Raw genomic sequence first — 24,197 nt, forward strand, 5'->3', positions numbered from 1 at the left:
TGCCGCCAAGATGCACATTTCCACCACCGATGTCGCCATCGACATCATTGCCATGCACAAATGGTACGGCGAATTCCATGTGCTGAAGGACATCAATCTAAAGGTGATGCGCGGCGAGCGCATCGTCATCTGCGGCCCGTCGGGCTCCGGCAAATCGACGATGATCCGCTGCATCAACCGACTGGAGGAACACCAGAAGGGCAAGATCATAGTCGACGGCAAGGAACTGACCAACGATCTGAAGAAGATCGACGAGGTGCGCCGCGAGGTCGGCATGGTGTTCCAGCACTTCAACCTGTTCCCGCATCTGACCATTCTGGAAAATTGCACGCTGGCGCCGATCTGGGTGCGCAAGATGCCGCGGAAACAGGCCGAGGAAATCGCCATGCATTTCCTCACGCGCGTCAAGATCCCGGAACAGGCCAACAAATATCCCGGCCAGCTTTCCGGCGGCCAGCAACAGCGCGTGGCGATCGCCCGCTCGCTGTGCATGAACCCGCGCATCATGCTGTTCGACGAGCCGACCTCGGCTCTCGACCCGGAAATGATCAAGGAAGTGCTGGAGACGATGGTCGGGCTGGCCGAGGAAGGCATGACCATGCTCTGCGTCACCCACGAAATGGGCTTTGCGCGCAAAGTCGCCAACCGGGTGATCTTTATGGATCAGGGTCAGATCGTCGAGCAGAACACGCCGGCCGAGTTCTTCGACCACCCGCGCCATGAGCGCACGAAGCTGTTCCTGTCGCAGATCCTGCACTGATCCTGTACGCCGGTTCGGGACAAGACCGGCGGACCGGGCTCTCTGTCTTGCTGGCTTCGCGCGTATTCGACGAGCGCTGACCGTGCGCCCGGCGTCGCCTAGGCTCGTTCCAGCCGGTGCACCGGCCCGGACGCCATGCAGTGGCTGGGGCCAAATTTTCTCTCAAGCTGAGGTGATCTGCCAGACAGCGACGCCGGCAAGGGCGAGACCGGCGGCGCCCTCGATGGCCCGGGAGATGGTTTCGAACAGCCGTGGCTGGCGCGCGAAAAACTGTACAAGCCGTTCCCGAAACACGATCGACAACACGGCGACGCAGGACAGCGTCAGCGCCACGCCGACCATCATGGTGATGGCAAACAGGACGCCCGCTGCCGGAACACCCCTGGACATCGCGAAAGTCATCGCGAAAAGCGTAAGCGTGGGATCAGGCCTGCCATGACGCCGACAGCCTCGCCCTCGTGCCTGTGGTGATGGCTGTGGCTCAAAGCGCGCCAGAGCATCCAGACGCCAATGAGGCCGAGCAGCCCGCGACTGATGTGCTCCAGAAGCGGAGCGCGGCCGACGCTGCCCAATGCTATTGAGACCAGTGGCAGCGAGAGAGCCGCAATCAGAACGGCAATCGTCACATGCGTGAACGATAGCGTGATAGATACGAGCAGACCACGCGAGACCTTCGCATCCGAACCGGCAAGATAAGTCGCCAGGACGGCCTTGCTGTGCCCCGGCGTCAGCGCATGGGCAGCCCCGAACACGACGCCCATCGGCAGGAAGGCCACGAACGCCAGCCAATTGCCTCCGGCCGCAAGCAGCTTGATCTGTTCGCCGAGCGTCAGATAGATCGTGCGCTGAAATTCGACGAGCGTCTGGAACATCGGACGAGACTAGCAGAAAATCGGCGAGCGTCAGTGCATGTGGCCGTGGTCATGCGTGTGCTCGTGAGGATGGTCGTTCTCTCCACGTTCCGTTGAAAACCGCACATTCGCCTCAGCCAGGGCCGGCATATGCTGGGATAGTTCGTCCTTCAGCGCTGCGGCGATCTTGTTCGCCGCCGACAGCGGCAGGGTTCCGTCCGCGGCAATTGCGATGTCGGCGTGCAATCTATGACCGATCCAGCGCGCCTTGGCATCGACAATGCGCGCGCCCGGAACATGCTCGGCGGCATGTCGGATTTCGTCCATCACACCGGGTTCGATTCCATCCAGCATGCGGGTCAGCACCGAGCGGGCCGATTGCCAGACGATACCGAAGATCGCAATCGTGATCAGCAGACCGACGATCGGATCGGCCAAGGAAAAGCCGAACCAAACGCCGATGGCTCCGATGACCACGGCAAGGCTGGTAAGTCCATCTGTGCGGGCGTGGTAGCCGTCGGCAATCAGTGCCGCGCTGTTGATTTCGCGACCGACGCGGATACGGAACACGGCAACCGCCTCGTTGCCGAGGAAGCCGACAATACCCGCCGCAGTCAGCCAGCCCAGGTGTGTCACCACTTGTGGATTGATCAGCCTGTCGATGGCTTGGTAGGCAGCGACTACAGCGCTGAACAGGATGATGAGCACGATGATGATGCCGGCCAGATCCTCGACCCGGCCCAAGCCATAGGTGAAGATCCGCGACGGCTTGCGCCGCGCCAGCACGAACGCAATCCATAGCGGGATCGCCGTGGTCGCATCGCCGATGTTATGGATCGTATCGGCCAGCAATGCCACGCTCCCCGACAACGCAACCACGACCATCTGCAATGCCGCGGTGATGGCCAGGATCACGAACGACCATTTGATTGCCCAGATGCCCCGGTCGGTGGTGGCAATTGTCGCGTCGATGACGCCATGGCTGTGACCGTGCGGACCGTGACCGCCGTGATGATGTGCGGCGTGCGAGCCGAGCCCGAGCCATTCCAGAATGGGGGCTACGATGGAATTCATAGATATTTCGCCAGCTGCTTGAGTTCCGCCAGCGAGTTGCCGCCGGTTTCGACGCTGTCCGTCAGGCAATGCTCGATGTGATCGTTGATCAGCTCGCGCTTGGCGCTGCTGATGGCCCTTTCGACGGCATGAAGCTGCTGCGCCAGGTCAACGCAAGGGCGATGCGCCTCGATCATCGCCAGCACCGCCGCAAGGTGGCCTTGCGCGCGCTTCAGGCGCTTTATGATGGAAGGATGCGAGGCGTGGAGGTGATCTGACATGCTTGAGCGTATCCTCCCGGGGAGGATACGCGTCAAGCTCTAAGTCAGCTGTGCACCTTTCGGAGGGGCTTCACCTTGAGCATGGCTTGTTCTATGCCTTTCCCATGAAGAAGCTTGCCCGTTTTCTTGGCCTGCTGGTCGTTGCAGCAGTCCTTGCGGTGGCGCTGGGCACGCTGCTGCCGCGCCCGCTCTGGCCGGCGGCCGTTGCCGATCCGATCGGCACAAGCCACCGTATCCTGGTGCTGCAAAATCCGATCCACACCGACATCGCCATCCCGGTCGACGACGATGTGCGCCGGCGCTTCCATTTCCTGGTCGATGCCGGCATTCCAGCAGACGTGGCGGAGGTCCGCTACATCGTCTTCGGCTGGGGCGGCCGCGCCTTCTATCTGGAGACGCCGACCTGGTCGGAGCTGAAGGCGGTGCCGGTGATGAAGGCGCTGACGGTCGATGCCTCGGCAATGCATGTCGACATTTCCGTCGACATCGCCGAGCCGCATCGCGACGTCGCCGGCTTCGACATCGGCGAGGAGCGGTTTACGGCGCTGCTCGATTACATTGCGGCAAGCTTCCGGCAGGGGCCGAACGGGGCCATCCCGATCGAGAGTGCGGCCTATTCCCGCTTCGATCGGTTCTTCGAAGCCAATGGTCATTTCAACGCGCTGATCGGCTGCAACACCTGGACGGCGGCGGCATTGCGCACGGCCGGGCTGCGCACCGGCTGGTGGAATCCGCTGCCGGCCTCGCTCGGCCTGTCGATGCGGCTTTACAATTGACAAGGCGACTTAGGACCGCCGAGCGTCCTACGCCCACCAACCATAGAGCCAGTCGAGATCGGCGGCGAGCTTTTCGGGCGAGCGCATCGCCAGGAACAGGTTGCGGGCCATCGCCACCGGCCCGGCCGCATGCCAGGCGAGGCGGTTGATGGCGCCGCGGCGGGCGACCTGGGCGACGCGCGGCCGCCGCGCCTGTTCCCAGGCGGCAAGCGCCCCCTCAAGATCGGCTGTGGAGGCCGCAACGAAGCCGGCAAGCGTCGCCGCGTCCTCGATCGCCATCGCCGCGCCCTGTGCGGCAAACGGCGTCATCGCGTGCGCCGCATCGCCGATCAGCGCGATGCCTTCCGGCGTCGTCCATCGCCGCTGCTCGACGGTGTGGATCGGCCATGCCATCCACGGCGCCGCCTCGCTCGCCAGACGGACCAGCGCCGGCGCGGTACCGCGCATGGCGCTGGCGAGGCTGGCGGGGTTGGCATGCCCCGACCAGCCCTCGGCGATGCGCTCGCCCCCAGTGAAGGCGGCGAGGTTGAAGGCAGTGCCACGACTGACCGGATAGGCGACCATATGGAAGCCGGGATAGAGGAATGCAGTAACGCAATCGGGCGCACCGATCGCTGCAAAGGTTTGTCCGGCGGGGCTGTCGGCGGCCACCGTGGCGCGCCAGGCAAGCTCGCCCGAAAACCGGCTTCTCCGGAAATCGGCTGCGTTGCGGGCAAGCGTTTCTCGCACCCACGACCAGACGCCATCGGCGCCGATCAGCAGACAGCCAGCCTCGACCGTGTCGCCATCAGCCGATGCAGTGACGGTAACACCTTTCGATCCGGCTGCGATGTCGGTCACCCGCGCGCCGGCGAGCAGATCGATACCGGGCTGCTCCGAAACTCGCTGCATCAGCGCTGACTGCAGATCCGCGCGGTGGGCAACGAGATAGGGCGCTCCCCAGCGCGTTTCGGCCGCCTGGCCAAGCGGTACGCGCGCCAGCTTGCGCAGCGTGGCGGCATCCTTGAGCACGACCGCCTCCGGCCGCACCGCCGTCGCCAGCAGCCGATCGAGTACGCCGAGCTGCCGTAGGATGCGCGTCGCGTTGGGCGAAAGCTGGATACCGGCGCCGGCAGCCTCGAGGTGCTGCGCCTGTTCGAACAGTTTTATCCGATAGCCGCGCTCGGCGAAGGCCAGTGCCGCGGTCAGCCCGGCGACGCCCGCCCCGGCGATGACCACCTGCCGGGACTGCGTTTCCTGCATCAGGTTTGTCGCGGAAGAATCAGGCGGCCTGGTCGATATAAAGGCAGCCCGGCGGCTGCGTTTCCAACGCCTTCAGCTTCGGCGAATAGCGATAGAGCGTCGAGCAATACGGGCAGACTTTTTCATTGTCGTCGCCCATGTCGAGAAATACATGGGGGTGGTCGAAAGGCGGATTGGCGCCGGTGCACATGAATTCCTTGACGCCGATGTCGATTGCCGGATAGCCCGCATCGTTCTGGAAATGGGGAATGGAACCGCCTGCCATCGTCGTCTCCTGATCTTGTCGATTGCATCTGGATCATAACCCGTCTCTTTGCAAGATCGATGAAATGAAACTGTCGCAAAAGCCTGTCAGAGGATAAGTTAAGCCGGTTAAGGCTATGGTCGTCGAACGGTGTGGGAAGAGCGGAAACCATGAACGAACTGAAGCCGGTGCAGAACGAATTCATCACCGTCGAGGCGGCGAGCCGCGAAGGCGGCAATCCCGACCGCTTCGTCAACCGCGAGTTTTCCTGGCTGCAATTCAACCGGCGCGTGCTCGAAGAGTCGCTGAACGCCAATCATCCGCTGCTCGAGCGTGTTCGCTTCCTGTCGATATCGGCCGCCAACCTCGACGAGTTCTTCATGGTCCGCGTTGCGGGTCTTGCCGGCCAGGTGCGCGAGGGCATCGTGCTGAAGAGCCCGGACGGACGCACGCCCGAGCAGCAGCTTGAACAATTGCTGCGCGAGGTCGAGCGCCTGCAGGAGGACCAGCAGAAAAGCCTTTCGGCGCTGATGCTGCTGCTCGACAAGGAAGGCATCGAGAGCATCACCCGCGATGCGCTGAGCAAGGACGAGAAGATCTGGCTCGAGGACCATTTCCAGGAGCAGGTATTTCCGGTGCTGACGCCGCTGTCGATCGACCCGGCGCATCCGTTCCCGTTCATTCCCAATCTCGGTTTCTCGATGGCGTTGCAATTGCGCCACCGTAAGAACGGCGAGGAAATGAGCGCGCTTTTGCGCCTGCCGGTGGCGCTGAGGCGCTTCATCCGCTTGCCGGATCGCAAGCGCCATGTCCGCTTCATCCCGCTCGAGGAGGCGGTCGGTCTTTATATCGGCAAGCTGTTCCCGGGCTACGAGGTCAAGGGTTCCGGCACGTTCCGCATCATCCGCGACAGCGATATCGAGGTCGAGGAAGAATCCGAGGATCTGGTGCGCCTGTTCGAGACGGCGCTGAAGCGGCGGCGCCGCGGCTCGGTTATCCGGATCGAATTCGACCGGCTGATGCCGCCCGAACTGCGCGACTTCGTCGCCGGCGAGCTTGGCGTTTCGGCAAGCCGCATCAGCGTGCTCACCGGTCCGCTGGCGCTCAGCCAGATCTCGGAGATCGTCGCCGTCGCCCGCGACGATCTGAAGTTCACGCCCTACAATCCGCGCTTCCCCGAGCGCATCCGCGAGCATGGCGGCGATTGTTTTGCGGCGATCCGCGAGAAGGACATCATCGTCCACCACCCCTACGAATCCTTCGACGTCGTGGTGCAGTTCCTGCGCCAGGCAATGGCCGATCCGGAAGTGGTGGCGATCAAGCAGACGCTCTATCGCACCTCCAACGACAGCCCGATCGTGCGCGCTCTGGTCGACGCCGCCGAGGCCGGCAAGTCGGTGACCGCGCTGGTCGAGCTCAAGGCGCGCTTCGACGAGGAGGCCAACATCCGCTGGGCCCGCGACCTCGAGCGCGCCGGCGTCCAGGTCGTCTTCGGCTTCCTCGAACTGAAGACCCATTCGAAAATGTCGCTGGTCGTGCGCCGTGAGGATGGCAGGCTGCGCAATTACGTGCATCTCGGCACCGGCAACTACCACCCGGTCACCGCGCGCATCTACACCGACCTGTCCTTCTTCACCACGGCCCCGACGATCGCGCGCGATGTCGCCCAGCTGTTCAACTTCATCACCGGCTATGCCGAGCCGGCCGAGCAGATGCGGCTGGCCATATCGCCGTTCACGCTGCGCGACCGCATCCTCAAGCACATTTCGGACGAGATCAGTCACGCGCTGGAGGGCAGGCCCGCCCGCATCTGGATGAAGATGAACGCCTTGGTCGACCCGATCATCATCGATGCCCTCTATGATGCCAGCCGCGCCGGCGTCGAGATCGATCTCGTCGTGCGCGGCATCTGCTGCCTGAGGCCGCAGGTGCCCGGCCTGTCGGAGAACATAAGGGTGAAATCGATCGTCGGCCGTTTCCTCGAACACAGCCGCATCTATTGCTTCGGCAACGGCCACGGCCTGCCCTCGGACGGGGCGATCGTCTACATCTCCTCGGCCGATCTGATGCCGCGCAATCTCGACCGCCGTGTCGAGACCATGGTGCCGATCACCAATCCAACTGTGCACGAACAGGTGCTCGGCCAGATCATGCTCGGCAACATCATGGACAACCAGCAAAGTTTCGACGTATTGGCTGACGGAACCTCCCGGCGCGTCGTGCTGGAGGAGGGCGAGGAACCGTTCAACGCGCAGGAATATTTCATGACGAATCCGAGCCTGTCCGGACGGGGCGATGCGTTGAAGTCGCATGCGCCCAAGCGCATCGCGCAGTTCAAGCGCCGCAAGAAACAGAACGCAGCGACGGGCTGATGATTTCAGCGTCCCAGGGCCGGCTCCAGGACCGCCGACCGCTGTCCATCATCGATATCGGATCGAACTCGATCCGTCTTGTCATCTATGAGGGGCTGGCGCGCTCGCCGACCTTGCTGTTCAATGAAAAGATGCTGGCCGGCCTCGGCCGCGGCATCGTTTCGACCGGAAAGCTCGATCCCGAGGCGGTGACGCGCTCGATGGAAGAGTTCCGCCGTTTCCGCGCGCTCTCCGACCAGGCCGGCGCCGAGCGCATGTATGTGCTGGCGACCGCCGCCGCCCGCGAGGCGGTCAACGGCCCCGACTTCATCCACCGCGCTGAGGATGTGCTCAAAACCGAGATCCAGGTGCTGAGCGGCCGCGAGGAAGCCCATTATTCGGCGCTCGGCGTCATCTCCGGTTTCCATCCGGCCAACGGCATCGCCGGCGATCTTGGCGGCGGCAGCCTCGAGCTGATCGATATTGACGGTGAGACGATCGGTGACGGCATCACGCTGCCGTTGGGCGGCCTGCGCCTGCAGGACATGGCGAAGAACTCGCTGACCCAGGCGGCAAAGATCACGCGCGAGCAACTGGCGCGGGCGAAATTGTTGAAGGGCGGGCAGGGCAGGGCGTTCTACACGGTCGGCGGCACCTGGCGAAACCTCGCCCGGCTGCACATGGAAATGACCAACTACCCGCTCGGCGTCATGCACCATTACGAGATCGGCATCGAAAGCGCCGCGAACTTCCTCCGGCAGGTCGCCAAGGTCGAGATAGATAAGATCAAAGGCATCGAGGGCATCTCCAAGAACCGCCGTTCGCTGCTGCCCTATGGCGCCATCGTGCTGCAGGAGATCATGGCGGCGATGCAGCCGTCGAAGATCATCGTGTCGGCGCTGGGCGTGCGCGAGGGCTTTCTCTACTCGCTGCTCGACGAGGCCGAGCAGAAGGCCGATCCGCTGATCTCGGCGGCGGAAGAGCTTGCCCGCCTGCGCTCGCGCTCGGTCGACCACGCGCATGAGCTTGTCGAGTGGACCGGCAAGGCGTTCGCCGCCTTCGGCATCGACGAGACCAGGGATGAGGCGCGCTACCGCCACGCCGCCTGCCTGCTCGCCGATATCGGCTGGCGTGCCCATCCCGAATATCGCGGCAAGCAATCGCTCAACATCATCGCCCACGCCTCGTTCATCGGCGTCGATCATCCCGGCCGCGCCTTCCTGGCGCTTGTCAGCCTGTTTCGCCACGAGGGCGTGTTCAATGAAGCCGCTCCGGAAATCCGCGGACTGGCGACACCGCGCTATCTCGAGCGCGCCCGCGTGCTGGCCGCGCTGCTGCGCGTCGTCTATTTGCTGACCGCGGCAATGCCGGGCGTCATGCCACGGCTGAAATGGGAAAACCGCGGCAATGGCGTGCTGGCGCTGGTGCTGCCGGCAGCGCTGGCCGATCTTTACGGCGAGCGGCCGGCCGGCCGGCTGGCACAGCTGGCAAGGGTCACCAATCGCCGGCTGGTGCTGGCAGTCGAGGGCGGGCCAAGCGTTTCTGTGAAGTAGTTTCAGGCACGACGCCAATTGCATGTGGCAATTCGCTGCAAGCTCCACGCTTGGGAGAAGATCGTGAAATCCAGTCAAATCCTGCCGCTGCTGCTTTCCGTCCTGTCATTGTTGATTGTCGACGCGGCCAGAGCTCAGACGGTTTCCAAGGTTTCCGTTGCTGCAAAAGGCGCGTTTGAGTTTGAGAAGAGTTATCCAAAAGGCGCAGACGGCAAAACACCATTCAATCTGCTCAAAGGTCTTTTAAAACCTAAAAGTGGGCAAAAGATAAATTACTTTGTATTTAGAATAAGCGACGAAATGATCAAATTTCAAAGATCGATTTCGATGAACACGTTTTTTGCGGACGTTAATCTCTGTCCTGGCGCTGTCGATCGAACTCTGTCCGTTCATCAGCCCCTCGGCAACTTTCTTGACCCTGTCGTGGGCCGAACCGACCTGTTGCCATACCTGAAGAGGGCAAGCCTGATCCAATTGCGTAACTACCTGTATGTCGCGATTGACAGCAATCTTCGGAGCTACTCCCCCAAGGGCGCAGATCAATATGGATATGAATGGCTGCCGATCGCGGTGGAAAGCAGACAGGTTTGCCTGACCATCAGCGTCGGTCAAATGGGGCATGGCGCCTTTCTCTCTCAGCCCATAAACATAACCAGGCTTGCGGAGTTCGTCTTTCTCGACAGCAAATGAGCCGAGCCGGGCGGCAGCTTAGCCCGTCCCTGCAGCCATCCGGCCGTCGGCCGACCATGCACCCGCGCCAGCCATCGCCAGCGCCAGAAAACCGCCTGATATGGCGATGTCCTTCATCAGCATCTGTGAATGCATGAAGGTCAGCGTCGGATCGTCGCCACCCTGGCCATAGTGGCCGATGAAGCCCGCCGCGATGCAGAACGCGGCAAGCAGGAGCGCCACGATCGGCGTCTTGAGGCCGACGAGGATGAGCAGTCCGGCGATCAGCTCGAACAGGCTCGTCGCCCAGGCTACGAGCGTTGGCAGCGGCAGGCCGAGGCCGGCAAAATAGCCTGATGTGCCGGCAATGTCGGTAAGCGCGTGGAAGCCGGACGGAACGAACAGCGCGGCGAGCAGCAATCGGGAAAGCAGAAGCAGCGCATTGCGGGGCATCTTCACCTCCGTTGTCGACGGCCGCTTGGCCTGGCGCCCGATCTTAGCAGGTTTTCCGTCAGCGGACCGAAGGGCACAAACCGACAACGAAAAAGGGGCGCGGAAAATTCCGCACCCCTTTTGTCCAAGCAATGCTGGACTGCTTCAGCCGCGCTTGGCGTCGATCGAATAGGCGCCTGGGCCCGAGGAGGCCAGCACGAGGAAGCCGCCGGCAATCGCAACGTTCTTCAGGAAATTGATCATCTGCATCTGATCGGCCCAGCCGGTGTGGGCGACCAATGCGGTGGCAACGGTGAAGATCGCCATCACCCAGCCGACGATCCGGGTCTGGAAGCCGACGAGGATGGCGAGGCCGCCAAGCAGTTCGATCAGGCCGACGACAATGGCGGTCACCATCGGCAGCGGCAGGCCGAGGCTGCCGAAATAGCCGGCCGTGCCGGCAATCGCCGTCAGCTTGCCGAAGCCGGAAAGCAGGAAGATGACCGAAAGCAGGATGCGGCCGAGCAGGATCGTGCCCGAGGCGCCGGCGGCGGTGCCGGAACCGGCAAACGAAGTGTTGGTGGACGTGTTGGTGGACATGCGTAACTCTCCAGAAGGGTTTGGCCAAACGGCTTGGGATACCCGTCTAGTTAGCGCAGGCCGACTGTTCACCAAAGACGCCAGATTGGTTACGGATTGTTCACCCAGGTAACGTTTTCGCGATCAACTTACCCCGGATGCGTCATGTCCTGCGGCCGCACCAGCCGCTCATAGTCGGCTTCGCTGACCAGCCCGGTGGCCAGCGCTTCCTCGCGCAGCGTTGTGCCGTTCTTGTGCGCCGCCTTTGCAATCTTGGCCGCGTTGTCGTAGCCGATCGTCGGCGCCAGCGCGGTCACCAGCATCAGCGAACGGTCGAGTGCCGCCTTGATGTTGTCCTCGCGGGCCTCGATGCCGACGACGCAATTGTCGGTGAACGACACCGAAGCGTCGGCCAGCAGCTGCACCGACTGCAGGAAACAATAGGCCATCAGCGGATTGTAGACGTTGAGTTCGAAATGGCCCTGGCTGCCGGCGAAGCTGATCGCCGCATTGTTGCCGAAGACCTGCACGCAAACCTGCGTCATCGCTTCGCACTGGGTCGGGTTGACCTTGCCCGGCATGATCGACGAGCCCGGTTCGTTTTCCGGCAGCGACAATTCACCGAGGCCCGAACGCGGGCCGGAACCGAGCAGACGGATGTCGTTGGCGATCTTGAACAGCGCCGCCGCGCAGGCATTGATGGCGCCGTGCGAGAAGACCATGGAATCATGGGCGGCAAGCGCCTCGAACTTGTTCGGCGCGGTGACGAAATCGATGCCGGTGATCGCGGCGATACGCGCCGCCACCTTTTCGGCAAAACCGACCGGCGCGTTGAGGCCGGTGCCGACCGCGGTGCCGCCTTGCGCCAATTCCTGCAGGCCGGGCAGGGTCAGTTCGATGCGCTTGACCGACGAGGCGACCTGCGCCGCATAACCGGAGAATTCCTGGCCGAGCGTCAGCGGCGTCGCGTCCTGTGTATGGGTGCGGCCGATCTTCACAATATGGGCGAAAGCCTTGGTCTTGGCCTCGAGTGCCGCATGCAAATGTCTTAGCGCCGGCAGCAGGTCGTGGATGATGCGCTCGGCGCAGGCGATGTGCATTGCAGTCGGATAGGTGTCGTTCGACGACTGGCTCATATTGACGTGGTCGTTGGGATGCACCGGCTTCTTCGACCCCATGACGCCGCCCAAAAGCTGGATCGCCCGGTTGGAGATCACCTCATTGGCGTTCATGTTGGACTGCGTGCCCGAACCGGTCTGCCAGACGACCAGCGGGAAATGCTCGTTGAGCTTGCCGTCGATGACCTCCTGGGAGGCCTCGATAATGGCCTTGCCGATCGCCGGATCGAGCCGCTTCAGCTCCATATTGGCCTCCGCTGCCGCCCGCTTGACGATGCCCAGCGCCCGCACGATCGAGGCCGGCTGCTTTTCCCAGCCGATCTTGAAATTGGCCAGCGAACGCTGCGCCTGCGCGCCCCAGTAACGGTCGGCGGCGACCTCGATGGGACCGAACGTGTCGGTTTCGGTTCTGGTCTCTGGCGCGCTCACGAAGTCTCTCCGGTTTGCAATTTGCAAACGGCGTATCGCGTTGCACAAATGCCTTCAAGCGGAGATTGCGGGTGACGGGAATGCAAATCGGTTGAAGCAGCGCCTTTTCCTTCTCCCCTTGTGGGAGAAGGTGGATCGGCGCGTAGCGCCGAGCCGGATGAGGGGTGTTGGAAGAAACGAGGCGTCGGCGATCCGTCCAGCACCCCTCATCCGACCGAGCTTCGCTCGGCCACCTTCTCCCGCAAGGGGAGAAGGAAGAGCGCGCGCTCCTCACCCCGCCGTGTATCCTCCATCCACGGCGAAGATGCCGCCGCTGGTCCATGCCGCTTCGTCGCTGGCGAGATAGACGGCGATGCCGGCAAGGTCGCCGGTTCGGCCGATGCGGCCGAGCGGGTAGCTGCGCTCGACATAGGCCTTGAGCTCGGCTTGCGCGGCCTCAGGCAGGTTTTCGATCGACCTGCGCCGCATCGCTGTGTCGACCGTGCCGGGCGCGATGGCGTTGACTCTTATGCCGCGCGGTCCGAGCTCGAAGGCGAGCGACTTGGTCAGCGAATTGAGCGCGCCCTTCGACAGCGAATAGAGGCTGGACGGCCGCTTCGGGATCATCTTGTGCGCGAAATAGGACGAGATGTTGATCACCGAGGCCGCGCCCGGCGCGAGATGCGGCAACAGCCGCTGGGTGAGGAAGAATACCGCCGTGACGTTGAGTGCGAAGGACTGCTGGAACTGATCCTCGCTGACGGTTTCGAACGGCACAAGGAACGCCACGCCGGCATTGTTGACGAGGATATCGACAGGTGGGCCGCGCCTGGCATGCTCGACCACGGCATCGATGCCGGCGCTGGCCGACAGGTCGGCCGAAAGCGCTTCGACATTATCCCCGAGCTGCTTGCGGGCGGCGTCGAGTTTTTTGCCGTCGCGGCCGACGATCAGCACGTCCGCGCCTTCGCGCAAAAACGCCTCGGCGATTGCCAGCCCGATCCCGTCCGAGCCACCGGTGACCAGTGCCCGTTTGCCGCCTAGTCTCATCCAACACTCCCGCGCATTGCCGCCTTCCGCCGGCGGCATGACCCCAGAGCAGCGCTGCCTGCACTCCGGGTCAAGTCGCCTGCCTATCCCAGCGTATGAAACTTCGCCTCGTCTCACCGCCCAAGCAGCGATTGTGAGGTTGGCGACAGCCGCAAAGTCTCAGTCGGCTTGGCCATACGTGACTGGACGCTCTGCTTGAACACTTGCCACTCCGGGGAGGCAGCCAAGGCTGCCTCGTGGCGGGCATGTGCATCGGCGCTGGCGAAACCGGTGATGCTGATGAAGACGTTTTCGCTGGCCCGCACCGGCAGCCGCGGAAAGCTGTTTTCGGCATGTTCGGTAACGAAGGCGGCGAGCGGCGACGCGCCAAATGCGGCGAGCACCGGAAGGGCCGCGGTCTGGAAGTCGTTGGCGAAACGGGCTTCCAGGCCCGGTTGCAAATGATGAATCCTGATGACAATAATTGCCTGCAAATCGCTGCCTGCGCACGGTTTTTCGAGGTCCGCCTGGGGTACTCGTTTCGATCCCGAGAGGTCTAGGCTCGCGCCCGGCCAGGCCGGCTTCAGCAGCAGCACGTCGTCGGATGAGATCATCGTGGCGTTGGCGGCGTCGCGCCAGGCAGCCCAGACCGGCCCGTCATAGAAGGCGGTCAGAGCGTTTTTCCGCGCTTCCATACCGTCGAAGCCGCGCAGCCAGACGAACATATCCGGCCGGTCGAGATCGCGGAACTGGCCGATGATGGTCATCCCCGCCGTTTCCTGGCCCTCGATCAGCTGATTGTCGAAGATGCCGATCAGTGTCTCGCGCCGGCCGGGTTTCAGCGTGTATTGCCTGAGTTCGACGACGGGCGAGGCGAGCAGATCGGGATTAGGTATGGCGTTCAAAGGCAGGTTCATCGCGCGAGCTCCAAAACAGGACAGTCATCCTGTTTTACAAAACAGACCGATTGTCCTGTTTTGTCAATCTGCTATCGTGTGAAGATGTCAGCAGAGATATCCGCTCGCCCAAGGTCGCGGGCTCAAAAACGCACCAACGACCCCGAAGGCATGCGCAAAAAGGTGCTCGATGTCGCCGAGGAGGCGTTTCAGGCACGCGGCTATCATGCATCCAGCATGGGCGACCTGATGGCGACGGCGGGCGTCACCGGCGGCGCGCTGCACCACCATTTCCCAACCAAGAAGGCGCTGGCGCTCGCAGTGATCGAGGAGCGGGTCGCCGCCGCCGTAGAAGAGACTTGGATCGCGCCGATGCGGATGGCTCCCTCAGCGCGCGAGGGCGTGCGCTCCGTGTTCGCGGCCGTCGCGGCGGAGCTGGAGCAGCAGGGTTTCGTGCGCGGCTGCCCGCTCAACAACCTGGCGCATGAACTGTCGCTTGCCGATCCGGATTTCCGCATTGCCCTTGCCGGCATTTTTTCGACCTGGCGTCAGGCGATCGCCGACAAGATCAGCGCCGACCAGCAGGCGGGCCGGGAGCTGGGCACCGATCCGCAGCGCTTCGCAGCGCTCGCCGTCGCCAGCTATTCGGGCGCCATGTCGATGGCCAAGACAGCACAGGACGCGAGCGTGCTGCGTGACTGCCTGATGGCGTTGGAGCAGGGAGTTATGTCGTCCAAAGCAGGAACGAGGCGACGTAGCAGGATACTGCACAGAGCCCTCTGACGCCGGCAGGACAGTCGCTCACTATGACCGAGGCGGGGAGGCCGAGCTCTTAATTCGGCAGCGGCTTGATCAGCTCGTAGCCGACCACGCTTTCGGCACTGGTGCCCTCGTCATAGCGCCTGGCCACAACTGCCTGCAGGTCGGGTGCGTAAAGCGCGGTAAACTCGTCCCGCATCTCGCCGGCCTCGCTCCTGATGGTCTGCTTGACCGCGAGCACGGAGTATTTGCAATCACCCAGGCTGAACGTCTCCTTGCCCTTGATGTTGATCTCCAGCGTCTCGGTGCCCTTCGGCGGCTTGTTCGGTGCGAGACGGGCAAATACGATCTTGCTCTTGGCACCCGCCTTCAGCGGGAACACCTTCCTGAGATCGGAAAACGGGATCATCGCCAGCTGCCCCGTGCTGCTGTCGCGAAACACCTCGATCAGCCCGCCGAACAGGTACTGCGACTGCGGCGATTGCGACTGGTATTTGTTGGCAACCGCCACCATTCCGCCCGCCGCCGGACGAAATTCGCTGTGGATGCCAGCCCTTTCGAGAATGAAGCCGGCCTTGGCCGATTTGGCGTCGATGCACTCGGCGCCATGCGCCGCGCTCGTCACCGCCAGAATGGCCATTGTCATGCCGATGGATGCAGTGTTCATGGCGTCCTCCTCTGCCCGCGCAAGTTGAATGCCGAAAGCAATGCCAGACCTGGGGGAACGTGTCGACACACTTTGCGAGCAACTGGACTGCCGGTCCGCGTCGTGCTGAATTTTAGCGCATGATGCATCGCATTTCCGCCCGGCCGGTTTCCCGGCGCAGGTTCCTGATGAAGGCAGCGGCCGTTGCCGCGGCCGGCGCCGTTTCGCGCCCGGCCTTCGGCCAGACCGGGCAGCGCATCCCGCCGATCGACGCCACTTTCCTGTTTATCGCTGATGTCCATGCCTGCCGCATGGCGAACGGATTGAGCCCGCACTGCGAGCAGGAGGGCAAGACAGACGCTGCCTTGCTGCGCAACGTCGCCGCACTCAACGGCGTCGGCGACAGGCAATGGCCGGCTGAAATCGATGGCGTTGCCACCGCCCTGCGCTCGACGGGCAAAATCGGCACGCCGCTCGGCCTCGTCGTTGGCGGCGACATCACCGATGATGGCGGCGGCCAGATCACCCAGCCCAGCGAGGGCACGCAACTGCTTCAGTTCAGCCAGCGCTACCAGCAAGGCGTCGGCCCCGACCGCGTGCACATGCCGGTCTATGTCGGCCTCGGCAACCACGACCTCGACCAGAACGGCCCGCGCTCGCATGTCGACTGGTACCGCCGCGAAATGCGCGACTACGTCGAGGTCAACCACCGCCCCGGCGTGTTCTTCAAGCCGCCTGCGCCGGCGACCGACTACGACGTCGAGACCGACTGCTATTCATGGGATTGGGGCGGCCTGCATCTTGTCCAGACGCACCGTTTCGCCGGCGATACCGGCCATGGCGCCGTCAGCAGCCTGCCATGGCTGAAGCAGGACCTGGCGACTTATGCCGGCGACGGCCGCCCGGTCATCCTGTTCCAGCATTATGGCTGGGATACTTTTTCGATCGAAAGATGGGACGCCGCCGAGAAAACCTTCGACGACGCCGGCAAGGGTCCGCCCCACTGGTGGAGCGAAGCCGACAGGCAGGCGCTGCTGGCTGTGCTGAAGGGTTACAACGTCGTCGGCGTCTTCCATGGCCACCAGCACGCGACGCCGATGATCTACCACCGTGACGGGGTCGACTTGTTCAAGCCGAAGGCCGCCTTCATGGGCGGCTTTGCGTTGGCGCGGGTGACGGGAAACAGCATGGATGTGGTGCTGGGCGAAGCCGCCGGAGATCATGGCGAGGTCACCTTCACCAATGCATACAGCAAAAGCCTGACTTTCTGACGGGCAGGAGAGGGCCAAAAAGGCGGCCGAGCCGCCTTTTCCTGGTTCACGAAGGCCCGGCGTCAAAGCGCCTTCTTCACCTTCTCCTTCACGTCGCCGTAAGCCTTCTGCATCTTGCCGGTCGCCTTGTCGACGTCGCCTTCGGCCTCGGCGCGCCTCTTGCCGGTGGCCTTGCCGGCGGTCTGCTTGACCGAGCCCTTGGCTTGCTTGGCAACGCCGGCAACCTGATCCTTGTTCACCATCTCGCATCTCCTGGACCGTTCGCCTGGAGAAACGGTCGCGGATCGCTTAGGTTCCGGGTTCTGCCCGTCGATTGGGATAGCTTCCGGCCGCGAAGCCGACAGGATAGGGTGCACCAGAACGCCCGAACAGACAGGGCCGGAGGGACAATGGCTGAATTCACGCTCTTCCTCGGCAACAAGTGTTTTTCGTCGTGGTCACTGCGGCCGTGGCTGGCGATGAAGTATCTGGAGATCCCGTTCGAGGAAGGTCTTGTGCGCCTGCGCACGCCCGAGACCGCGGCCAATCTGGCCAGGATATCGCCGACCGGCCAGGTGCCGGTGCTGAACCATCGGCTGCCGAATGGCGAGGTCCGGATCGTCTGGGAAACCCTTGCCATCCTTGAATATCTCGCCGAGCTGTTTCCCGGGAAAGAGCTTTGGCCGGCCGACATCGGCGCCCGCGCGCTGGCCCGCTCGGCGGCGACAGAGATGCATTCCGGCTTTCGCGAGGTCCGCTATGGCTGGCCGATGAATTTGCGCCGGCCAAAAGGCTACAAGCCGCTCGACGCCGAAGGTGAGGCACAACGGGCGCGCATCGAAGGGCTATGGCGCGAATGCCGCGAAAAATACGGCAAAGGCGGCCCGTTCCTGTTTGGCCATTTCACCGCGGCCGACGCCATGTATGCGCCGGTCGTCACCCGCTTCGACACCTATGGCGGCACGCTGGCAACCGATACCCGCGCCTATGTCGACGCCGTGCTTTCGATGCCGGCGATGCGCCACTGGTATGCCGAGGCGGCGAAAGAGCCTTGGCCGGAGCCCGGCCCAGACGAATAGAGCCGAGCAACCGGCAAACTGGTCTTCCACTTCGCGGCCCGCGGCCTATCTGAAGATCGGGCTGGGGCCTTGGAGACTTCACAATGACATCTGTTTCTTCCGCACTGGCCGGCAAGGTCGCACTCGTCACCGGCGCCTCCCCGGGCATCGGCGAGGCAACGGCTGTGGCACTCGCAGCCGCCGGGGCCAAGGTGGCGATTGCCGCACGCCGCGCCGATCGTCTCGAAGCGCTGGCCGCGCGTATCGAAGAGGCCGGCGGCGCTGCGCTCCGCATCGAGGCTGACGTCACCAGCAACGACGATGTCACCGCCATGGTCGACAAGGTTGTCGCCGAATGGGGCCGCCTCGACATCCTCGTCAACAATGCAGGTGTCATGCTTCTGTCGCCGGCCGCCGATGCCGAACTCGACGACTGGCGCCGCATGGTCGAGCTCAACCTGCTGGCGCTGATGGGCGTCACCAAGGCGGCGCTGCCGCATCTCAGGGCCGCCAAGGGTCACATCGTCAATGTCTCGTCGATCGCCGGACGCGTCGCCAATCCCGGCGCCAGCGGCTATGCCGCAACCAAGTTCGGCGTCGTCGGCTTTTCCGAATCGCTGCGCCGCGAAGTCTACGCCGACAAGGTTCGCGTCACCGTCATCGAGCCTGGCCTTGTGCGCACCGAACTCGGCGACCATGTCACCAACCCGGCGGCGAAGGCCGGGCTCGACCAGCGGCTCGCCGCCATGGAGGCGCTGACCGAGGACATCGCCGCGGCCATTCTCTACGCCGTGGGCCAGCCGGCACACGTCAACGTCAACGAGATCGTCATCCGCCCGACCGACCAGGAACGGTGAACGGCGTCAGATATTTTCGCTACGCCTCAAATCCCGCCCGCAGGAAATCGCCACACTCCTCGACCAGCCGCGACGGGTCCCTCGCGAGGTAGACGCCGAAATCCGCCATCGGCGCCGGCGGCAGGTTGAAGCGTCCGTTGAGGCTTTGGCAGTCGGGCGGCAGTCCTTCCTGCAGCAGAAGGCCGATGCCAAGCCCGGCCCTCAGCGCCGAGATCAGTGTCGCGAAGGTCGACACGCGGCAGCCGATCTTCCAGCCGATCCCGGCCTCGGCGAGCGAGGCCAGCATCCTGTCCTGCCAGGAGCAGGCGCCTTCGAAGATGATCAGCGGAAGCTCAACCTCGTCATCGATCTCGATCATGCGGCTTGCCGCCCAGACCAGCTGTCGTGACAGATGGCCTCGCGGCGCCTTTGTGAAGCGCGCCGGATCGGCCATGACGATGTCGCATCTTCCTTCGCCCAAAGACTTGCTGAGATCGCTGCTGCTGGCCGACGTCAGCTCGATCTCCACGGAAGGATGCCGGCGGCGGAAGTCGGCGATGATCAACGGCAGCCGCGTTACCGCCAAATCCTCGACGATGCCGAGCCGGACACGGCCGACCAGCCTGCGGCCTTCTATCTCGCGCCTGGCATCGTCGCCGATCGCGATGGCCTTGCGGGCGAAGGCGAGCAGGATCTCGCCGGCCTCGGTCAGCGTCACGCCGCGCGGCGAACGGCGCAGCAGCTCGGCGCCGACTTCACCCTCGAGGCGCTGAAGCTGCATGCTCACCGCCGCCTGGGTGCGGGCAAGCCGATCGGCCGCCCGGCTCACCGTTCCCGTATCGGCCACGGTGACGAAGGCGCGCAGCAGCCTGACGTCGATATCTCCAGTCATAAGAAGTCCTGATAGCTGTGTCAGCACTATCAGGCTACCTGAAAGCCCGATCTGAATTCAAGGTCCGCTCGTCCAACGAAAACAGGAGCAGCCACCTTGTCCTACAGAAGAAGATTTGAGGAGCTCGGTGTCGCCTGGCCGTCACTCGAGCGGCCCGCTTTGCCGTTCTCGCCGACGGTTCGGGTCGCCGACATCGTCTATGTCTCCGGTCAGATCCCCGAGATCGGGCAGGAGATCGCCGCGATCGGCCAGGTCGGCGCAGAGATCGATCTGGCCGCGGCGCGGAACGCCGCCCGGCTCTGCGCGGCCAACATCGTCTATTGGCTGGACAAGGAATTGGACGGCAATCTCGACCGCGTCGTGAAATTCGCCAAGCTGACCGTCTATGTGAACGCGGCGGCCGGCTTTGCGGCCTATTCGGAGGTCGGCAACGGAGCATCCGAATTTCTGCTCCATGTTTTTGGCGAGCGTGGCGAGCATGCCCGCTGCTCGCTCGGCATGGCCGGCTTGCCGGCCAATGTTCCGGTCGAAGCCGACGCCATTGTGCATGTCCGCTGATGCACGCCCAAAGCATGCACTCAGGGCTTATCCGGGAGTGCGCAGTGAAACCAGAGGGGGCTTGGCTTGATAAGTACAAATCTTGAGGGGCGGAAGGCGCTGGTTCTCGGAGGAGGCAAGGGCCTCGGTTTCGGCGTCGCCGAAGTGCTCGCGGCGAAAGGCGCCGAGATCATCCTGGTCGGACGAGGGGAGGAGACCCTGGATGCGGCGCGGCGCGCGATCGAGTCCGCCGGCCCCGTCTGCTCGACCTTCAGCGCCGATCTTTCCGATAACGACAGCGTCTCCCGGCTGATCCGTGCCATCGAGGACGAGCATCAGCGGATCGACATCGTCCTGCTCAATGGCGGCGGCCCGCCGCCCTTCGCGGCCAGCGTCTTCGATGCGAGCGTCTGGGAGAAGCAGTTCACCAGCATGGTGCTGAGCCAGATGCGTATCGCCATTTCTTTCCTGCCAGGCATGCGGTCGCGGCGCTGGGGGCGCATCATCGCCGTTTCCTCCACGTCCGTCCGCGAGCCGATCCCCGGCCTCACCGCTTCGAATGCGTTGCGCGCGTCGCTTGCCGGCTGGGCCAAGACCCTGGCCGGCGAAGTGGCGGCGGACGGCGTCACCGTCAACCTGTTGCTGCCTGGCCGTTTTGCGACGGACCGGACGAAGCAGTTCGACGCGATGGACGCCGCCGACAGGGGTGTGGACGCTGCTGTGATCGCCGCCGAGAGTCAGGCCGAAATCCCGGCAAAGCGCTACGGGACCCCCGCCGAATTCGGCGCGGTTGCCGCATTCCTGGCCAGCGACGACGCCGCCTATATCACCGGCGTGGCTTTGCCGGTGGATGGTGGGCTCAGCCGCGGCATGCTGTGAGGGGCAGGCGGCGCGAATGCTCGCATCACACAGGAACGCCCCTCGTGCCTTTTATCTGCGCGGGGGGCGTCCTGTTTGTCGTCCGCCTCTCTCAAGATCGCTCTTTCAAGAACGGCTTTCGACACCGAAAGAATGCCCGCGGTGCCAAAATGGTTCCCGGCTAAGTGGTTTTTTGCGGCTCGCCCGGCTTTCGCTGCCGATGTGCCTGCACAGGCAGTCGCGGCGCCCTCTGCGAGTGTGACAAATCGGTAGTGTCTCAGTTTGAATTTTCAGGATTGGGCGGAAGGCTGCCCGACATGTCAAAGGGCATCACTCGTCTGGCAGCCGCTCCGGCGACTCTTGCGCCTCTTTGGATACCCAAACTTGGCTTGGAATAGAATGACCGATCCATTCGAGCCAATGCGAGGCGAGCCACTTGGGCGATATTGCCGTCGCCCCTTCTGCCTTCGCTTCTTCTGGCAGGTAGACGAGCACGTGACCTGCGTCATAGCCGCTGCACCGTACAAGACCCAGACCTGATGCCTCAGACGTTTCAAACAGCATGTACTCTCGGATTTCCTCTACTGGAGTTCGAGCGCGGAAGCGGAACACCGCGCCACGGTAGAGGAGATCGTTTTCCCCCAGTGAATTAAGAGTGGTCCAAGTCAGCATCCTGCCCCTAGACTTCGCCGGTGTTCTTCTTGTATGGGCCCGCGCGACCCGGCTTCGGCGCAACGGCGTCCATCTTCTCGCAAAGATCGGCCATTGACCGGAGCGCCTCGGACTGCCGCCATGGCTGGCGACGTCTTCCGCGTGTTATAAATGTGAATGAAGTTGATGCGGACTGCATTGCCGATCACGTCGGCCGGGCGCTTCTGGCCTTTAGGTCCGGTCGGCATTGTTCAAGTCTGCCAACTCGGCTTCTGCCTCAGCTAGCTCCGCTTTATATTCGGCGATCTTCTCAGGCGTTGGTTCCCATATTTCCGGGTCACCCATTGTCAGAGCGCGGATCATAGCAGTTGCCGCAGTTACCCGCGCTTCCGCCGCCTGTCGCAGGAGCGAATTCACAAGGTCGTTCGTTTCGTCTGGTTGCTCACTCATACGGCGAGCGTATAGGACAGAGCATCGCAACGCGACAAGAGAGGCGTCAAATTTCAAGCTGAGACACCACCGACAAATCAAAAAAATTGACACAACGCGCAAAGAAGTCTATAAGAATTTTGTCGATATTTGTTTGACCGACTTTTGTTATCCGCGTGCTTAGGCGCGCCTTTGGCGAACTTCCCCCATCAAAATCGAGACAAACGTTGTTGTGCATCCGCATGACGGCGAACGAATATTTGCCATGGAAAGGGTTCGTTATGAGCACAGGCACAGTTAAATGGTTCAACGCCACCAAAGGTTTTGGTTTTATTCAGCCTGACGACGGTTCTGCCGACGTTTTTGTCCACATCTCAGCCGTCGAGCGCGCCGGAATGCGCGACATCGTCGAGGGCCAGAAGCTTGGCTACGAGATGGTCCGCGACAACAAGTCGGGCAAGATGTCCGCCGACCAGTTGAAGGCGGCCTAAAACGGAATTCAGCCTCGCCGGTGACCACGGATGTACTGGCACCGGTGAATGGCAAATTCCAGCGCATGATCGCGGGGATGTTAAGTCCCCGCTCATGCGCATGAGAAGAACGTTCTTTGCGCGTCTCTCGGGATGCGCAGGCGCTCTTATGGAAGGTCAGGCGGTGCCTGGCCTTTTTCATTTTTGCGCTTCGACCGCCGAAAGAGCGCTGCTCGACGGCCCGGACGTGCTAAGGACGTTCCAGCAATTTGAAACCGGCTGCCGTATTGCTTTGTGCGGGATCCTGGCCGAAAGACCAGTCTCGCCACTTTTCGGCGGCGTGCTCCGAACCGGGAGAAAGACCTTGACCGCAACTTCAAAAAAACCCCGCGACCAGGCCGAATCCATTTTCAGCAAGACGCGGACCCAGTCGATGTCGCTCGACCGCATCAATTCCGAACGGGATGCCGTCAGCCAGGCCCGCGAAGCCAAGACCGCGCGGCTGCGCGAATTGCGCCTGGAGAAGGAAGCCGACGACATGGCGGCGGCGGTTGCGCTCGCGGCCTCGCCGAAACGCGCAGGCAAACGCTGATGGCCACCAAACGCGTGCCTCAAAAGGCGATCGCCGCAGATTCGACCATCGCCGATGTCGTGGGCGAACTAGACAAGCCGGTCGAATATGTCCGGCGCGTGCTCGAAAAGCTCGAGCGCTGCAGGCGTGTCCACGGCGATGCCCAGGTTCGGCTCGGCGTGCGCGGTCGTGCCGAATGCCCCAATTATCTGATCGAATACGTCCGGGAAAACGCCAAGACCCGCGAGCGCGTGACCTTTCAGGATGCCGCCTACAGCGGCAGCACGCATCGCGAGCTGGCGCCCCGGCACATCGAGGAAGCCAGGAACTGGTCGCCCGAAGAAATGAACATCACGGCCGTTTCGGCGCTCATCGGCCGCCTTCGCAATCCGAATGCGCCATCATCGCGTTTCTCTGACGAGGATTGATATGGCAATCAAGTTTTCCGCCAAGGGCCAGCCGGCAGCGCCTGCTGCCGCCGTGAAGCCGGTCAAGCCGGCCGCCGCGCCAAAAACCGGCGAAGCCGCCGAAGCGGGCACCGATCTGTTCAGGTCGCCGGCGGAAGCACCGCCGCGCAAGCCCAAGAAGAAATAGCGCCCTTGCAGCAAAATGCCGACCGGAAATCTGCGCCAAGGCTGCTTGCCCTGGCGGTCGCAGAGGAGTTTTCGTCGCCACAAGAGGGCGCCGGTCCGATTGCCTTCGATTGCCAGACCTGTGGCGCCTGCTGCGCCTACTCGTCCAGATGGCCGCGCTTCTCCACCGAGGATGACGCGCAGCTCGACCTTATCCCGCAAAAATACGTGGCTGCCGACGAAGCCGGTATGCGCTGCGACGGCGCGCGCTGTTCGGCACTGTGCGGCGAGGTCGGCAAGTCGACCGCATGCGGCATCTACGACATCCGCCCCGACGTCTGCCGCGCCTGCATGCCGGGCGATGACGACTGCCTGATCGCGCGTCGGGCTCACGGTCTGCCGACGCTGTAATGACGGCCCTCGGGC

29 protein-coding genes and 1 pseudogene are annotated in these 24,197 nt (G+C 63.0%); 16 read left to right on the forward strand and 14 right to left on the reverse strand.

Annotated features, from left to right (window positions below; genetic code table 11):
• Positions 1 to 10 precede the first annotated feature (10 nt).
• The gene (locus NKI25_RS25575; protein ID WP_031194215.1) at positions 11 to 760 is read left to right on the forward strand and encodes an amino acid ABC transporter ATP-binding protein; all 750 of its coding nucleotides are present in this window, start codon (positions 11 to 13) and stop codon (positions 758 to 760) included.
• A gap of 162 nt (positions 761 to 922) precedes the next feature.
• Here NKI25_RS25575 and NKI25_RS25580 read toward each other — a convergent pair.
• The 3 genes and pseudogenes from NKI25_RS25580 to NKI25_RS25590 form a co-directional block, all read right to left on the reverse strand.
• Positions 923 to 1,632, reverse strand: a pseudogene (locus tag NKI25_RS25580) (HoxN/HupN/NixA family nickel/cobalt transporter).
• 30 nt (positions 1,633 to 1,662) lie between these two features.
• Positions 1,663 to 2,685 carry a cation diffusion facilitator family transporter gene (locus NKI25_RS25585; protein WP_502894598.1) on the reverse strand — a complete coding sequence of 341 codons (1,023 nt, stop codon included), beginning with the start codon at positions 2,683 to 2,685 and terminating at the stop codon, positions 1,663 to 1,665.
• The gene (locus NKI25_RS25590) at positions 2,682 to 2,945 is read right to left on the reverse strand and encodes a metal-sensing transcriptional repressor (protein ID WP_023719742.1); all 264 of its coding nucleotides are present in this window, start codon (positions 2,943 to 2,945) and stop codon (positions 2,682 to 2,684) included. The genes NKI25_RS25585 and NKI25_RS25590 overlap by 4 nt, the downstream gene beginning before the upstream one ends.
• Positions 2,946 to 3,049: 104 nt before the next feature.
• On the opposite strand from NKI25_RS25590, the gene NKI25_RS25595 reads away from it, so the two are divergent.
• The gene (locus tag NKI25_RS25595; protein WP_352636532.1) at positions 3,050 to 3,721 is read left to right on the forward strand and encodes a TIGR02117 family protein; all 672 of its coding nucleotides are present in this window, start codon (positions 3,050 to 3,052) and stop codon (positions 3,719 to 3,721) included.
• Positions 3,722 to 3,748: 27 nt separating this feature from the next.
• On the opposite strand, the gene NKI25_RS25600 is transcribed toward NKI25_RS25595, so the two are convergent.
• Both NKI25_RS25600 and NKI25_RS25605 read right to left on the reverse strand, forming a co-directional pair.
• Positions 3,749 to 4,963: an FAD-dependent monooxygenase gene (locus tag NKI25_RS25600; RefSeq protein WP_352999705.1), complete on the reverse strand. Its 1,215-nt coding sequence runs from the start codon at positions 4,961 to 4,963 to the stop codon at positions 3,749 to 3,751.
• A gap of 19 nt (positions 4,964 to 4,982) precedes the next feature.
• Positions 4,983 to 5,228 (reverse strand): zinc-finger domain-containing protein, encoded by a 246-nt coding sequence (locus tag NKI25_RS25605; protein WP_254820632.1) that lies wholly within the window; start codon positions 5,226 to 5,228, stop codon positions 4,983 to 4,985.
• A 149-nt stretch (positions 5,229 to 5,377) separates the two neighbouring features.
• Between NKI25_RS25605 and NKI25_RS25610 the strand changes: the two genes are divergently transcribed.
• The 3 genes from NKI25_RS25610 to NKI25_RS25620 all read left to right on the forward strand — a co-directional run bounded on the left by NKI25_RS25610 (position 5,378) and on the right by NKI25_RS25620 (position 9,801).
• Positions 5,378 to 7,579: an RNA degradosome polyphosphate kinase gene (locus NKI25_RS25610; RefSeq protein ID WP_352458380.1), complete on the forward strand. Its 2,202-nt coding sequence runs from the start codon at positions 5,378 to 5,380 to the stop codon at positions 7,577 to 7,579.
• Positions 7,579 to 9,111: an exopolyphosphatase gene (gene ppx / locus NKI25_RS25615; RefSeq protein ID WP_352594425.1), complete on the forward strand. Its 1,533-nt coding sequence runs from the start codon at positions 7,579 to 7,581 to the stop codon at positions 9,109 to 9,111. The genes NKI25_RS25610 and ppx overlap by 1 nt, the downstream gene beginning before the upstream one ends.
• A gap of 63 nt (positions 9,112 to 9,174) precedes the next feature.
• On the forward strand, positions 9,175 to 9,801 hold the full coding sequence (locus tag NKI25_RS25620; RefSeq protein ID WP_352999707.1) for a hypothetical protein: 627 nt from the start codon (positions 9,175 to 9,177) through the stop codon (positions 9,799 to 9,801).
• Positions 9,802 to 9,819: 18 nt separating this feature from the next.
• Here NKI25_RS25620 and NKI25_RS25625 read toward each other — a convergent pair whose 3' ends face one another.
• The 5 genes from NKI25_RS25625 to NKI25_RS25645 form a co-directional block, all read right to left on the reverse strand.
• On the reverse strand, positions 9,820 to 10,233 hold the full coding sequence (locus NKI25_RS25625) for a DoxX family protein (RefSeq protein WP_352594427.1): 414 nt from the start codon (positions 10,231 to 10,233) through the stop codon (positions 9,820 to 9,822).
• 144 nt (positions 10,234 to 10,377) lie between these two features.
• Positions 10,378 to 10,812 (reverse strand): DoxX family protein, encoded by a 435-nt coding sequence (locus tag NKI25_RS25630; RefSeq protein WP_023677622.1) that lies wholly within the window; start codon positions 10,810 to 10,812, stop codon positions 10,378 to 10,380.
• A 128-nt stretch (positions 10,813 to 10,940) separates the two neighbouring features.
• Positions 10,941 to 12,338, reverse strand: coding sequence for a class II fumarate hydratase (gene fumC / locus NKI25_RS25635; protein WP_023677621.1), 1,398 nt, complete (start codon positions 12,336 to 12,338; stop codon positions 10,941 to 10,943).
• A 270-nt stretch (positions 12,339 to 12,608) separates the two neighbouring features.
• On the reverse strand, positions 12,609 to 13,367 hold the full coding sequence (locus NKI25_RS25640; RefSeq protein WP_023677620.1) for an SDR family NAD(P)-dependent oxidoreductase: 759 nt from the start codon (positions 13,365 to 13,367) through the stop codon (positions 12,609 to 12,611).
• A gap of 113 nt (positions 13,368 to 13,480) precedes the next feature.
• A complete protein-coding gene (locus tag NKI25_RS25645; protein ID WP_352999709.1) occupies positions 13,481 to 14,263 on the reverse strand; it encodes an NIPSNAP family protein in 783 nt (260 codons plus the stop codon).
• A gap of 150 nt (positions 14,264 to 14,413) precedes the next feature.
• Here NKI25_RS25645 and NKI25_RS25650 point away from each other — a divergent pair, with 150 nt between their 5' ends.
• Positions 14,414 to 15,025 (forward strand): TetR/AcrR family transcriptional regulator, encoded by a 612-nt coding sequence (locus NKI25_RS25650; RefSeq protein ID WP_352595764.1) that lies wholly within the window; start codon positions 14,414 to 14,416, stop codon positions 15,023 to 15,025.
• 49 nt (positions 15,026 to 15,074) lie between these two features.
• On the opposite strand, the gene NKI25_RS25655 is transcribed toward NKI25_RS25650, so the two are convergent.
• A complete protein-coding gene (locus tag NKI25_RS25655) occupies positions 15,075 to 15,668 on the reverse strand; it encodes a hypothetical protein (protein WP_023677617.1) in 594 nt (197 codons plus the stop codon).
• Positions 15,669 to 15,787: 119 nt separating this feature from the next.
• On the opposite strand from NKI25_RS25655, the gene NKI25_RS25660 reads away from it, so the two are divergent.
• Positions 15,788 to 16,918, forward strand: a complete 1,131-nt coding sequence (locus NKI25_RS25660; RefSeq protein ID WP_023677616.1) for a metallophosphoesterase — start codon at positions 15,788 to 15,790, stop codon at positions 16,916 to 16,918.
• Positions 16,919 to 16,980: 62 nt separating this feature from the next.
• On the opposite strand, the gene NKI25_RS25665 is transcribed toward NKI25_RS25660, so the two are convergent.
• Positions 16,981 to 17,160 (reverse strand): CsbD family protein, encoded by a 180-nt coding sequence (locus NKI25_RS25665; protein WP_031212003.1) that lies wholly within the window; start codon positions 17,158 to 17,160, stop codon positions 16,981 to 16,983.
• Between the two features lie 147 nt (positions 17,161 to 17,307).
• Between NKI25_RS25665 and NKI25_RS25670 the strand changes: the two genes are divergently transcribed.
• Positions 17,308 to 17,976, forward strand: coding sequence for a glutathione S-transferase family protein (locus tag NKI25_RS25670; protein WP_352595761.1), 669 nt, complete (start codon positions 17,308 to 17,310; stop codon positions 17,974 to 17,976).
• An 83-nt stretch (positions 17,977 to 18,059) separates the two neighbouring features.
• A complete protein-coding gene (locus NKI25_RS25675) occupies positions 18,060 to 18,812 on the forward strand; it encodes an SDR family NAD(P)-dependent oxidoreductase (protein WP_352999712.1) in 753 nt (250 codons plus the stop codon).
• 19 nt (positions 18,813 to 18,831) lie between these two features.
• Here NKI25_RS25675 and NKI25_RS25680 read toward each other — a convergent pair whose 3' ends face one another.
• On the reverse strand, positions 18,832 to 19,683 hold the full coding sequence (locus tag NKI25_RS25680) for a LysR family transcriptional regulator (protein ID WP_023677612.1): 852 nt from the start codon (positions 19,681 to 19,683) through the stop codon (positions 18,832 to 18,834).
• A gap of 96 nt (positions 19,684 to 19,779) precedes the next feature.
• Here NKI25_RS25680 and NKI25_RS25685 point away from each other — a divergent pair, with 96 nt between their 5' ends.
• Positions 19,780 to 20,241, forward strand: coding sequence for a RidA family protein (locus tag NKI25_RS25685; RefSeq protein ID WP_023677611.1), 462 nt, complete (start codon positions 19,780 to 19,782; stop codon positions 20,239 to 20,241).
• Positions 20,242 to 20,307: 66 nt separating this feature from the next.
• Positions 20,308 to 21,099 carry an SDR family oxidoreductase gene (locus tag NKI25_RS25690; protein ID WP_280952103.1) on the forward strand — a complete coding sequence of 264 codons (792 nt, stop codon included), beginning with the start codon at positions 20,308 to 20,310 and terminating at the stop codon, positions 21,097 to 21,099.
• A 309-nt stretch (positions 21,100 to 21,408) separates the two neighbouring features.
• On the opposite strand, the gene imm45 is transcribed toward NKI25_RS25690, so the two are convergent.
• Positions 21,409 to 21,750 (reverse strand): Imm45 family immunity protein, encoded by a 342-nt coding sequence (imm45, locus tag NKI25_RS25695; protein ID WP_156937365.1) that lies wholly within the window; start codon positions 21,748 to 21,750, stop codon positions 21,409 to 21,411.
• A 689-nt stretch (positions 21,751 to 22,439) separates the two neighbouring features.
• On the opposite strand from imm45, the gene NKI25_RS25700 reads away from it, so the two are divergent.
• The 5 genes from NKI25_RS25700 to NKI25_RS25720 all read left to right on the forward strand — a co-directional run bounded on the left by NKI25_RS25700 (position 22,440) and on the right by NKI25_RS25720 (position 24,182).
• Positions 22,440 to 22,649, forward strand: coding sequence for a cold-shock protein (locus tag NKI25_RS25700; RefSeq protein WP_010915421.1), 210 nt, complete (start codon positions 22,440 to 22,442; stop codon positions 22,647 to 22,649).
• 343 nt (positions 22,650 to 22,992) lie between these two features.
• A complete protein-coding gene (locus NKI25_RS25705) occupies positions 22,993 to 23,220 on the forward strand; it encodes a hypothetical protein (protein ID WP_023677608.1) in 228 nt (75 codons plus the stop codon).
• A complete protein-coding gene (locus tag NKI25_RS25710; RefSeq protein ID WP_292664441.1) occupies positions 23,220 to 23,627 on the forward strand; it encodes a hypothetical protein in 408 nt (135 codons plus the stop codon). The genes NKI25_RS25705 and NKI25_RS25710 overlap by 1 nt, the downstream gene beginning before the upstream one ends.
• A gap of 1 nt (position 23,628) precedes the next feature.
• Positions 23,629 to 23,793 carry a hypothetical protein gene (locus NKI25_RS25715; protein WP_023677606.1) on the forward strand — a complete coding sequence of 55 codons (165 nt, stop codon included), beginning with the start codon at positions 23,629 to 23,631 and terminating at the stop codon, positions 23,791 to 23,793.
• Positions 23,794 to 23,843: 50 nt separating this feature from the next.
• Positions 23,844 to 24,182: a YkgJ family cysteine cluster protein gene (locus NKI25_RS25720; RefSeq protein ID WP_051406159.1), complete on the forward strand. Its 339-nt coding sequence runs from the start codon at positions 23,844 to 23,846 to the stop codon at positions 24,180 to 24,182.
• The last annotated feature ends 15 nt before the right edge of the window (positions 24,183 to 24,197 follow it).

The sequence above is a fragment of the Mesorhizobium sp. M0808 genome (genome assembly GCF_040320025.1).
Taxonomy (GTDB): domain Bacteria; phylum Pseudomonadota; class Alphaproteobacteria; order Rhizobiales; family Rhizobiaceae; genus Mesorhizobium.